Source organism: Zhongshania marina (assembly GCF_002915595.1).
GTDB classification, from domain to species: domain Bacteria; phylum Pseudomonadota; class Gammaproteobacteria; order Pseudomonadales; family Spongiibacteraceae; genus Spongiibacter; species Spongiibacter marinus_B.
In genome coordinates this window covers 90,484-102,851 of the sequence record NZ_PQGG01000040.1, presented here as the reverse complement: position 1 = coordinate 102,851, position 12,368 = coordinate 90,484, and the positions used below count along the sequence as shown (strand labels likewise).

Below are 12,368 nucleotides of genomic sequence, written 5' to 3'. Positions count from 1 at the left end.
ATATTTTTCTATGTGGTTTACTGGCTTATGAAACAATTCCCCTTTATATGTACGGCGGGCCTACTGGCTGCGCTTCCTGTGAGTACGTTTGCTGATCACGCCGCAAACAAAATGGAAGAAATGCTAGTGCAGGGGCAGGAGCTAAAATCTACGCTTCAAGCTGAACAAGTGCTAACGCCGGGGGCGGTGTCTATTTTAGATAGTGCATCGTTGATGGAGCGCAACACTGCCAACCTGTCTGACGCCCTGCGTTATATTCCCGGTGTTTGGTCAGTGAGCACCAGCGGCAGCGATAGTATTTTCTTTTCTAGTCGCGGTTCAAATCTTGATGCTACCAACTACGATATGAACGGCATCAAGCTATTGCAAGATGGGCTTCCGGTTACCACCGCTGATGGTAATAACCATAATCGTGTGATTGACCCTTTGGCTAGCCGTTACGCAACCATCGCGCGCGGCGCTAACGCCTTAAAATATGGCGCGAGTACACTGGGCGGCGCGATAGATTTTGTGACGCCCACAGCGCGAAATACCGAGAACAATGAACTGTTTATAGGGGCAGGGAGTTTTGGTCTGCAGCAATCGCGGCTGACATTACGTTCGGTATTGAGTGAGTCTTTGGACGGCCTTATTACCCTAGAGCAGAAGCAGCGCGACGGCTATCGTGATCACAATGAAAGCGAGCGCAAAGGTGTGTATGCCAATCTTGGTTGGCAGCCCAGTGACAATATTGAATCGCGTTTCTTTTTTACCTACATCGCCAATGACCAAGAGTTGGCGGGTGCGCTTACAGAGGCAGAACTAGCGGCCGATCCTGACCAAGCGGGCGCTACGGCTGAGTCAGGTAATTTTCAGGTCGATGTTAATACTCGGCGTTTTGCGAACAAAACCACCTTCACATTAAGCGAAAGCAGCAGTATCGAGGTGGGGGCTTACCAAGAAAATCAAAGTTTGTATCACCCGATTGTAGATAAGGTTTTGGTCGACTTCGATGGTGATGGTCCCGATGCGCCGGTAGAGGTTTTCAGCTTGCTGATTGACACCGACCATCAGGATCGTGGCGCAATGCTTCGCTATAAGCACGCGCTGGGTGATCACGCGATTTTACTTGGCCTTAACTGGGGTGAGAATAAAGTTGAGGGCGGTAATTATCGCAACGATGGCGGTTTGAGAAATGGCCTGACGACGCTTGTTGATAATAGCGCTGAAAGTGTTGAAATTTTTGTGATGGATCGCTGGCAGTTTAGTGATCGCTGGACATTGGTCTATGGAGTTCAATCTATTTCAAGCGAGCGGGACGTGCGCAACACCACGGTAAGCAGTGGCGCTCTGCGTAATCCCTCTGCGGATTACGACAGCATCAACCCGCGCGCGGGTGTTATTTATCAGTTGAGCGACGGTGTCGACGTGTTTGCTAATGTCAGCAAACTCTATGAGGCGCCCACTAATTTTGAATTAGAAGATGAAGCTAGTGCTACTAGCGCGACCTTAGATCCTATGCAAGGGCAAGTGTTTGAGGTGGGAAGCCGCGGACGTTATGCGCTTGCAAATGACGGCTTTTGGCGCTGGGATGTGTCTCTATACTATGCCTTGATTCAAGATGAAATTTTGTCACAAGACGACCCCGCTGCACCAGGAACCAGCGTAACCAGCAATGTGGACGATACCATACATGCGGGAATAGAGGCCCTGCTAGATGCGAGCTTTGCCGTTTCTCATATGGCTCGGATCGAGCCTCTGCTAAGCATTACATTTAATGAATTTTCCTTTGATAATGATGCGAGCTATGGCGACAATAGTTTTCCCGCTGCACCGTCTTACGTTATTCATGGTGAAATATTATATCGCCACGATAATGGTTTTTACGCCGGCCCGACCTTTGACATAGTGGATGAGCGCTACGCAGACTTTTCTAACTCCTACACTATTGACGGCTACAATTTGCTGGGCTTTCGCCTTGGTGTAAACCGCGAAGTGTGGCAGGTGTCTCTCGATATTCGCAATATCACCGACGAAGACTATGTGTCGGTTCACAGCGTTGTTGACACGGTATCGGCTAATTCAACTATCTTTAATTCTGGCGAGCCCCGCTCTGCCTATGCGGGATTTGTATTCCGCTTCTAATTCTTCCCCGCAAGACCATCGTCTAGGCACCTCCGTATGATAGAAATTGTGCGGGGGAGTGGCGCCTAAAACCAAAACCCGCCGACTTTGACGGTTCCCTAAATCAAGTTGAACGTGCAAAATAGCGCGGTGCTTGGTTTGGAGGCGATTGCGTCCATACTGCAATAAATAGTTAGCGGTAGCTAACATACAATAATCGGCTAATAGCCGAGCCTCATTGACAATGAATACACAGGAAGAGATATGGGACCACTTGCAGGAATACGAATTATAGAGCTCGAGGGGCTGGGGCCAGCCCCGTTTGCGGGAATGATGTTTGCTGATATGGGCGCGGAGGTGATTTCCATCACCCGCAAATCAGCAGCTGCAGATGCGCCAGTTGCAAATGTCATTAGTGAGCGCGGAAAGAAATCGATTGCGCTTAATTTAAAAGACCCGCGCGGCGTTGAAGCTGTGTTAAAACTCTGTGAATCTGCAGATGCCTTAATAGAAGGCTTTCGTCCAGGTGTGGCGGAGCGTTTGGGTATTGGTCCAGAAGACTGTGCAGCGCGCAACCCAAAACTGGTATATGGCCGTATGACCGGCTGGGGCCAAACTGGCCCGCTGGCCCACACCGCTGGCCACGATATTAACTATATTTCTCTTTCCGGCGCACTCCATGCAATGGGACGCGACGGTGACAAGCCTGTACCACCAATAAATTTAGTCGGTGATTTTGGCGGCGGCGGTATGTTCTTGGCCTTTGGAGTGGTGTCTGCCATCTTAGAGGCGACCCGCAGCGGCAAGGGGCAGGTGGTAGATACTTCTATGGTAGAAGGCTCTGCTGCGTTAATGCATATGGTGTACTGCTTCTTTAACCAAAAACAATGGACTGATAAGCGTGGTGTGAACCTGCTAGATACGGGCGCGCATTTCTATGAAACCTACGAAACCAGCGATGGTAAGCATGTTTCAATTGGGCCTATCGAGCCACAGTTCTATCATTTGTTAAAAGAGAAGCTAGAGTTAGACAAAAGCTTTGAGCCGCAGCTAGATCCTACGCGCTGGCCTGAGCTGAAAGAAAAGCTAGCCGTGATCTTTAAAACCAAAACCCGCGACCAATGGTGTGAGCTACTTGAAGGCACGGATGCGTGTTTCGCTCCGATACTGTCGATGACAGAAGCACCAAAGCATCCCCACAATGTGGCGAGAAAATCTTTTATTGAAGTGAATGGTGAAATTCAGCCGGGCCCCGCACCAAAGTTCAGCCGCACAGTGCCTACTGTGCAAGCCGGTGCGCCACGCCCTGGTAGTGATACAGAAGACGTACTGTCGTCAGTTGCTGGCTACGATAGCGAGACACTTGCCGCGCTGCGTGCAGCGGGTGTATTGAGTTAAGCTGCTGTTGTGATGAACAAGGGTCGCTTTTGCGGCCCTTTTTATTGCCTAAAATTTGTTGCTGCCAAGATCCGTATTCCGTCCCGAATCGTAATGAGCCTAAGTAAAACGAATCGCTCAGTGACGGAGTTAATCATGATAGATCCAATCGTACTTGCCGAACGTGGTTTAGTGCCTGATGTGCTGCTGCGGCGGGGGATTCGCCGCGAACTAGCCGACCGTTTGGTACAAGAAGGCAGCGGTGATTTAAACAGCAATGAAGTCCGTCGCAGGCAATTTCGCGACGAACTTCGCAACTCGGAAATTGCAATTAATACCGGCGATGCCAATGCCCAGCACTATGAAGTGCCGGCGGCGCTATTCGAGCTAATGTTGGGGCCCTGTCTCAAATACAGTAGCTGCTGGTGGGATGAAAATTGTGAAAGCCTAGCCGATGCCGAACAGGCTATGTTGGAACTATACGCTGAGCGGGCTCAGTTAATTGACGGGCAAAAGGTGTTGGATCTTGGCTGTGGGTGGGGCAGTTTTACCCTGTGGGCTGCTGCCCGTTATCCCGCGTCGCATATTACCGCAGTATCCAATTCCGCTGGCCAGCGTTTATTTATAGAAGAACAAGCTAAGCAACGCGGTTTGAGCAATATTGAAGTAATAACCTGCAATGTCGCCGAGCTCGCCTTTACACAGCGCTTTGACCGCGTTGTAAGTGTGGAAATGTTAGAGCATGTAAGAAACTACCGAGACCTGCTTGCTAATGTCTCCCAGTGGTTAGAGCCAAATGGCCTTATGTTCGTGCATATATTTTGTCACGCCTATCTGCATTACCCCTTTGATGGCGGCTGGATGACGGACAATTTCTTCAGTGGTGGCCAAATGCCCGCATTCGACACACTCATGCACTTCTCAGAACATATGCGTATGGTCGATAGTTGGCGCGTGAACGGCGAACATTACTCAAAAACTCTCGAAGCCTGGCTTGAACAGCTGGATGCTAACAAAACAAAAGCGCTCGAGATTCTGAAAGATGCGCCCAATCCTAAGGTGCAATACCAGCGCTGGCGGATGTTTATGCTGGCGTGCTCTGAGCTATTTGCCTACCGAGGAGGGCAAGAGTGGTTTGTTGGTCATTACCTACTTACACCTGGGCAACAAGCAGACTAAACGGGATAATTTGAGGGCTAGCGCATTCCGTAATCGGCTTATATATCAATATGTTGGTGAATCTTTGAGCAACATACGGAATTTAACAATATATTGCGAGAAGTCGTTGACAGGGCAAGCCCGCTTCCATATAGTACGCAGCCTGAAGCGCCCGTAGCTCAGCTGGATAGAGTACCTGGCTACGAACCAGGCGGTCGCACGTTCGAATCGTGCCGGGCGCGCCAAACATAAGTCATTGACTTATATGAAGAAACCCAGATCCTTGATCTGGGTTTTTTTATGCCTGAAATTTGGCTGTGACGCCCTAGTGACAAATTTCTTTAAGGTTAGCTAGATAGCCATTCCAATAGCGGGTGCCCAAAGTGAACAGCGGTAATGACTGATAGTAGCCATATTGCAGCGATTAAAAATTCCGGTAAAAGCCGTGATATGTTTTTTGAGCTGCTACTCGCGTTCTGCAAGTGTAGCTCTCGTTGCAGGGCTGTTACTCGTTTTCTTTGATGGTTGTTAGTCGTTAATGGGGCGAGACCTATGGAGTCTGTCGACGCCAAGGTGTCGATAAGGGCATTGAGCTTATGATGTTTTTGTTCTAATTGAGCCGCTACCAAATCACAGATATGTTCGCTGTAATTTGAATAGTTTTGTCGGATATTACGTCTAATATTTTTTGGCCAAGTAAATGTCGCCCAATACAATAGCCATTTGCGCAGATTGTCGCGTCGTATGGCATGTGTTTTTTCGTGGATTAATACAACGCGTAACTGCTCCGCAGATAGGGATGCTAGTAAGCCACTCGATATAAAAATCTGCGGGCGTAATAGGCCAGCGCACCACGCTATATGTTCAGGGCTGTCTATCAGGCGGTATTTGGGAGAGTTATCTTCTGATAAGTCGCGAAGAACCCGCAGTCGTTTTCTGCTGTGTATAAGTTGAGTGGCGATTAAAGTGCAGAGGCCTGTTAAAACAATGACTACCGAAAAGACTGACACAATATCTTCGAGGGTATCTGTGCTCATGTGTAGTGTATGTGGTGTGCAAAGTGTTTCATGGCAATGAGTTGATACGAGCGGAAATGCCAGTTCAGGTACCGATAATATAAGCAGTGCAAGTATGGCAGCGGCGGGCGGCAGCAGTACGTAAATTAGAGTGGCGCGAGAGGCTTGCTGCGCGCCGCTTGTGTTAAGCACCCGCAATAATAGTGGATAAGTTAAAGCGAATAACCAAGACAGCACTAAGGTGATTAGAGTCCAACCAACGAGGTAATTGCCGATATTGCCAAGTGTGCTATTCATCTGGGTTAGGTGTTAATCCTTGGATTTCATTGCGGAGATCAGCCGGCAGCGGTTCAGAGGTTTCTTGGTCAATGAATGACATAAATCCCGAAATCATCGGAGCAAGGTCACCATCTCCAAGTTGATCGGCGATTTCGCCTAATAGCTGCGTGATAATGGTATTACGGCTGACGGCAGCACGATAAAGATAAAAGCGGCCGGTTTTCTCTCTGCTAATCAATTCTTTTCGATGAAGGCGCTCTAAGGTGCTCTGCATAGTACTTAAACTCAGGCTGTTATCTGTAATTTCTTGTAATACCTGTTGGGCTGAAAGTACTTCTCCTCGCCATAATATTTTCATTACTTCGAGTTCGCGACCGCCCAATGTGGGGGCAGGTGATCTTTGGCGGTGGTGACCTAGTAAGCGATCAATGCTTTTTTTAAAGGTATTCATAAATACCGACCCCTTATCGGTTTTTAGCGCGCGCGGCAAAATGTGATAGACAAGTTACGGCGCAAACGACGATACGGATTTTCGCCGACGAATAATAGAGAAGAGAACATCGAATGAAAAGATTGGGGTGGGTGTTATTGGTACTACTAGGCGATACCGCGATCGCCAGCGAGACGGAATTAGAGACGGTTGAGGTGGAGGGGCGGCGAATCAATCTGCTTGGTGCAGCAGTCTCTGCCTCTGAAGGTGTGGTTGGTCAGCAAGAAATTGCACTTCGCCCCCTGCTGCGCACCGGTGAGGTACTGGAGCTTGTGCCGGGTATGGTAGTGACGCAACACAGTGGTACGGGGAAGGCCAATCAATATTTTTTACGCGGCTTTAATCTTGATCACGGCACTGACTTCAATACCAGTATAGATGGTATGCCGGTCAATATGCGCACCCACGGTCACGGCCAAGGCTATTCTGACCTTAATTATCTTATACCTGAAATGGTTGCTCAGCTCGCATACAAAAAGGGTGCTTATTATGCTGACATTGGCGACTTTAGTGGCGCAGGTAGTGCGCAGATAAGCACCTCCAATAGACTAGACAAAGGTTTAGTGGAAGTCACCATAGGCGAAGATGCTTATTACCGGCTACTGGCTATGGACAGCGTGGTACATGCTGGTGGAGTCACAAGCTTTGCATTCGAAGCTAATAGCTACGACGGCCCGTGGTCGGACATTGAGGAAGATTTACATAAGGTTAATCTGCTACTGAAACATAGTGTTGCCTTGGATGATGGCCAGTTGAGTGTAGCATTTATGGCCTATGACAATAGCTGGAATAGTGCCGATCAAATTCCATCGCGGGCGGTAGAACAAGGTATCATCGACGAACTTGGGTCAATCGATGACAGTCTTGGCGGAGAATCTAGCCGTTATAGCTTTAACGTCAATTGGGAGCAAGGGGCTTGGCAGGCGTCGGCTTATATCATCGACTACGATTTGAGTCTGTGGTCTAACTTCACGTATTTTCTGGACGATGAAATCAACGGTGATCAATTTGAGCAAGTTGATGATCGCAAACTTTATGGTGGGCAATTTAGCTATCTCGCTGAAAGCCAGCTAGGGGGGCGTGGCATGAGCAATAAATTCGGCGCTGATTTTCGTGTAGACGACATTAAGGAAGTTGGCCTATACCACACCCAAGAGCGGCAACGCATTGGCGCTATCCGCAGCGACCGAGTTGAAGAATCCAGCGTAGGCATTTACTGGGAAAATCGCATTACATGGAGTGATCAACTACGTAGTGTTATAGGTGCGCGCTACGACGTTTACGACTTTGACGTAAGTGACCAAACTGGCATAAATACAAATGGTGTAGATTTGTCCGCCAATAGTGGTACAAGCGACGATCAAATTTCATCGTTGAAAGGCAGTCTTATCTATACCTTAAATGATGAGTGGGAAGGCTATATTTCTGCGGGCCAAGGTTTTCACTCCAACGACGCTAGAGGCACCACAATACAGGTATCGCCCACTGATGGTAGTCAGGTGAATGCCGTTGATCCATTGGTTAGATCTCTGGGCTATGAGTTCGGTGTGCGCGGCTTTATCAGTGATCGCGTTAATACCTCATTGTCGCTGTGGACGCTGGAACTAGACAGTGAGTTGTTATTTGTCGGTGATGCGGGTAACACCGAAGCCAGTCGCGGCTCCAAACGGAGCGGTCTAGAACTTACCGCCTATTACCAGATTACTGAGTTGTTGAGCTTGGATTTTGAATATGCCTATACAGATGCTGAATTTACCGATTCGGCACCAGAGGGCAATGAGATTCCAGGAGCAATTGAAAATGTATTTCAAGCGGGCTTGAGCGCTGATTTCGGCAGCGGTTGGTTCGGCAGTTTACGGCTTCGCCATTTTGGTGAGCGGCCACTCATTGAGGATGGATCAGTCACGTCAGATGCGAGCACAATTTGGAATCTGCGTGCAGGCTATCGTGTGGCGAATTGGGTCATTAAAGCAGATGTTCTCAACCTAACTGATAGCGACGACCACGACATCGACTATTTCTATGCTTCGCGCCTTGCTGGTGAGCCTAGCGGAGTAGAGACTGACGATATTCATTATCATGTTATCGAGCCGCGTACAGTGAGAGTGTCAGTTGGGCTCAGTTTTTAATTTAAGCCCAGTGCGGAGCACCAATTTCTTGTTAGTAACTAATGTTTCATACAAAACGATCCGCCTTTTGGAACTAGGGTTAGCGCCCCAGATATTGATCGTGCGCATCTGACGATAAAAACGCAATCACGTCAGCAGTGGCGTTTGGTTTTATCCAGCTACTAGAGGTTGTTTCCGGCAAGGCGAGGCGGCTTTGTTTTATTACGCCCAGTGCTGCTTCGCTCATTGATACTGCGCTTAGTAAATTCAATCTAAACATACGATCCCAGCTGGAAAACTCGCCGTCGTTAAATTTTTCCCAGGTGAAGCTCCCAGCCGCATTTACAAGTACATCTATGCTGCCAAAAGTATTCTTTATTGTGGTCACAAGTTTTTCGTAATCTAGTGGTTTGTCGGAGCCTTTGGCTACCTGTTGCTACACGGTCTTCTTAGAGATGAAGTATCCGCCATTCGCAAAGTGCATTGACGAGACGGCAGGCTTATACCATCTCGTCAGAGTAAAGAAGCTTATTAAAAGCCAAGGCGTGCGCTTAATATGATCGACCGTCCCGGTTCTAAAAGCGTTTTAACGGTAGTGAATTCCTGCCCATAGCTTGCTCTGTCTGTGTAAGACTCATCAGTTAGATTGTCTATGGACAGCCGTAGGTTTAGATTATCAGTCGCCGCGTAATTCACGTAGGCGTTAACAACCGTGTAGCTATCTTGTTTTGCGCCGCTGTCTTCGACGGCATCATTTTCTAGGGCAAATTCGGCATCCATTCCTAAGGTCACAGGAACCTGAGATAGATTTAGTGTACCGCTAATGGTGATGATTTCGCCCAAGGGTACGGTGAAGTAATTACCATCGTATGAGCTGGCTACTATGCCGTCCATTTCGGATTCAATATTGGCGTATTTCATTGTGATCTCGCCTCGCTGACCGAGGAAGCCGACCACAATATCGTAGCCATCAATTTTAAAGTTGGCGGCCAAATCAGGGCCTCCACCGTAGGATGGTGTGCGACCATTTTCAATATCGGTTTGGTATAAGGTTGCTTCCGCAAAAGCACCACCAACTAGTGTGCGAAGGGCAAAGCTGTAGTTTTCAGCTTCTACCGCTTTGATATTGTCATAGCTCCAGCCACCGTTAAGAATGAAGTTCTCTGCTAGTGCGACGCCACCCCATACTTGGGCGTAAGCTGCTTTGGCGGTGAGGTAGTCGTTAATTTGGTAGTCGGCGGCAATATTGCCACTGGTGCCAGAGTCATCGTGACTCGAGCCGTCAGTACCTGTGAAGTCTTGCTGATCATGACGTATGCCGTAGGAAAGATTTAACTGCTCACCGATAGTCTGACGCATTTGAATAAAGACGCCCAAATTTTCTGCTTGTTCTTCTAAGTCTGGATCGCCTTCGTATCTGAAAATAGCGCTGTCGTCGTAGTGATCTACGCCTGCAACAATTTCGCCGAAGCGTGTGTAAAAGGTGTTTTTAACGGTCATGGACTGACTTTCGGTAATGCCTGTGTAAACAATAAGGGCGGTCGGATCATCCAACGGAACTTCACGGGTTTCTAGTTCGGTTTCGCCACTAGCAATTGTCACACTTGGGTTCCACAAGCCTTGCGCGGTGTCTCGGCTGTAGTTGAAATTGAGACTCTCTCGCGTCAGGTCATAGACACGAGATTCCGGCACGGGACGGCCCACAGTTAAACCAACAAAGTTAGCGCGGTAAGGGCGCTGAGATTCATCGTTTACGTTTTCCATCGATAGTTCAAAACGACCTACCTGTTCATCCTCATAGGCGACTTTGCTTAATTTGCTGAGTAAGCCTGGCTCGGTAAAGCGCACGGTGTCACCTTCGCCATCTTCGTAATCGTCTCCGTTGGTATGATTCAGATAGAACAGTGCTTCAAAACCGCTGTTGCGGCCGTATATGGAAGCGCCGGTAGTAAGCTGATCGCCGTTGGAGCTGTAGCGACCATCAACAAAGCCACCAAAATTACGTTGCGGGGATAGCAAGTCTTCTACATCGACGGTTTCATATACCAAGCTACCGCCGATCGCGCCCGGGCCATCATCGGCGGCGGCAACACCCGCAGAAGCACGTACCGCTTTGAGTAGTGATGGGTCAATCAAGTTGGTGGCATTGTGGTGAAATACCTTATTGTTCTGGCGGCCGCCGTCAATGCTGACCGCCATTGCGGTTTCTTCAACACCACGTACATATACTTTCTGATTGACGGGAATTGATCCGCCAACAGCGACTGCGGCGTCTTTTTTGAATAGCTCCTTTACGTCACGGGGTTGCACCGCATTAAGTTCATCTCGGCTGTAATCTAAGGATGTTTGTGGTGAGTTGATTGACGATGCGCTGATTTTTACGGCAGGCAAACTTGTTAAATTTTGGCTTTTTTCAAGTGTGTAACTGCCATCTTCCTTTTGAATCAATTTTAAACCGCTGCCTTCGATCAGTAAGTTCAATACCTGTTGCGGGGTGTAGTTTCCGTCGAGCGCAGGGCTTTGCAGGCCTTGAGTTAATGCAGGATCAAAGGCGAGGGGGATGCCGTTTTGGGTGGCGATAAGGGATAAATTTCGGCCAAGCGGACCTGCTGCTAGCTCATAATGTTGGGCTTGAGTTGCGGTGTCCGCAAAAGTAGCTGTGGCGCAAGCAAGCGCCAGCGCGCATAGCAATGGTCGAGTTAAAGCAGCGTGGGTGAAGGGGCGCATGGTGTTTCCTTGTGGTAAGTGCAGTAATCAATATGTTCTGTACTTACCTTGCCAAGTGAAAACGGAGAAAGTATCAGCATTAGGAAAAATAATTTTATATATTTCTAAATTAGCTGCGAATGGTAGCTTGCGTTAAAAAAGTAGAGCGATTTTTTTTACCTAGTCTTTAGGCGAAAGTGTTGTCATATAACCAAACAAGGCTTTGTTGACGGTGATAGGGTAGGTGGCCGCGAGCATGTCTAGGGCTTTGTTGGTGTCGCTAAGAGGGAATGCGCCAGACACCGCTAAGTTGGCAATGGCTGGCTCTACCCGCAGGCGGCTATTACGAAAACGGCTTAAGTCATCACATAGAGTTTGCAATGGCATGGCATCGGCCATAAGCATGCCATTAGTCCACGCGGCGCTCAGGTCGTCTGCAGGAATAATATTATCGGTTTGAAGGGCGTCAAATGTGGTTTGTTGCCCTGCAGTGATTACCACTGCAGGGCCGTTAGCTGGAGTGACTTCGACGGCACCTTTGAGTACGGCTAAGTGGCTGGTGTTGGTAAATTGGCGCACGCTAAAACGGGTGCCTAGAGCGCGTAATTGTCCCTGTACACTGCTAACTAGAAATGGACGAGGGTCGTTCCGATGGCTGGTTTCTATATAAATTTCGCCTTTGCGCAACATAATCAAACGCTGCTCATTACTGAATGACACATCGATGGCCGTGTCGGTATTCAGGGTGATTTGCGATCCATCGGCAATGGTCACTTTTTGTTGTTCGCCCACGCGGGTGCGGTAGTCAGCAATATGAAGCTGTTTATGGGTGATGTCCCAAACACTCCAGCCTACGGGAGCGGCGGCGATAAATAAGGCAAGTTTGGCGACCGCTTCACGGCGCTCTGGTTTGCTTGGGCGATCCAAAGTAGCCATGCCTATTGAAGGCGGTAAGGTGCCGAGTTTGGTAGTAATTTTTTCGGCGCGCTGCCATGCTAGGCGGTGGGCATTGCTAAGTGCTAACCATTGTTTAAAGCGGTTTATCTCGGCATCGTCCATAAGGTCCTCTTGCATTTTTATCAGCCAGTCCGCTGCTTCTTCAAGTACTTTCCGCTCTAGGGTGATAGACAT

General features: G+C 48.6%; 8 protein-coding genes, 1 tRNA gene and 1 pseudogene. 5 read left to right on the top strand and 5 right to left on the bottom strand.

What is annotated here, in order from left to right:
- The first annotated feature begins 27 nt into the window (after positions 1-27).
- The 4 genes from C0068_RS17255 to C0068_RS17240 all read left to right on the top strand — a co-directional run bounded on the left by C0068_RS17255 (position 28) and on the right by C0068_RS17240 (position 4,883).
- A complete protein-coding gene (locus C0068_RS17255) occupies positions 28-2,124 on the top strand; it encodes a TonB-dependent receptor family protein (RefSeq protein WP_103685724.1) in 2,097 nt (698 codons plus the stop codon).
- A gap of 243 nt (positions 2,125-2,367) precedes the next feature.
- Entirely contained in the window at positions 2,368-3,501 is a 1,134-nt protein-coding gene (locus C0068_RS17250) for a CaiB/BaiF CoA transferase family protein (RefSeq protein WP_103685723.1), read from the top strand.
- Positions 3,502-3,636: 135 nt separating this feature from the next.
- The gene (locus C0068_RS17245; RefSeq protein ID WP_103685722.1) at positions 3,637-4,659 is read left to right on the top strand and encodes an SAM-dependent methyltransferase; all 1,023 of its coding nucleotides are present in this window, start codon (positions 3,637-3,639) and stop codon (positions 4,657-4,659) included.
- A gap of 147 nt (positions 4,660-4,806) precedes the next feature.
- Positions 4,807-4,883, top strand: a tRNA-Arg gene (locus C0068_RS17240).
- 102 nt (positions 4,884-4,985) lie between these two features.
- On the opposite strand, the gene C0068_RS17235 is transcribed toward C0068_RS17240, so the two are convergent.
- Positions 4,986-5,951, bottom strand: a complete 966-nt coding sequence (locus C0068_RS17235; protein ID WP_103685721.1) for a M56 family metallopeptidase — start codon at positions 5,949-5,951, stop codon at positions 4,986-4,988.
- Positions 5,944-6,384: a BlaI/MecI/CopY family transcriptional regulator gene (locus C0068_RS17230; RefSeq protein WP_103685720.1), complete on the bottom strand. Its 441-nt coding sequence runs from the start codon at positions 6,382-6,384 to the stop codon at positions 5,944-5,946. Before C0068_RS17230 ends, C0068_RS17235 begins: the two co-directional genes overlap by 8 nt.
- Before the next feature lie 113 nt (positions 6,385-6,497).
- Here C0068_RS17230 and C0068_RS17225 point away from each other — a divergent pair, with 113 nt between their 5' ends.
- Complete coding sequence (locus C0068_RS17225) at positions 6,498-8,552, top strand: TonB-dependent receptor (RefSeq protein WP_103685719.1); 2,055 nt, start codon at positions 6,498-6,500, stop codon at positions 8,550-8,552.
- 79 nt (positions 8,553-8,631) lie between these two features.
- Here the strand turns inward: C0068_RS17225 and C0068_RS17220 are convergent.
- The 3 genes and pseudogenes from C0068_RS17220 to C0068_RS17210 all read right to left on the bottom strand — a co-directional run.
- A pseudogene (locus tag C0068_RS17220) lies at positions 8,632-8,922 on the bottom strand (SDR family NAD(P)-dependent oxidoreductase); the annotation flags it as partial.
- Between the two features lie 140 nt (positions 8,923-9,062).
- Positions 9,063-11,258, bottom strand: coding sequence for a TonB-dependent receptor (locus C0068_RS17215; RefSeq protein ID WP_103685717.1), 2,196 nt, complete (start codon positions 11,256-11,258; stop codon positions 9,063-9,065).
- A gap of 159 nt (positions 11,259-11,417) precedes the next feature.
- The gene (locus tag C0068_RS17210) at positions 11,418-12,368 is read right to left on the bottom strand and encodes a FecR domain-containing protein (RefSeq protein ID WP_103685716.1); all 951 of its coding nucleotides are present in this window, start codon (positions 12,366-12,368) and stop codon (positions 11,418-11,420) included.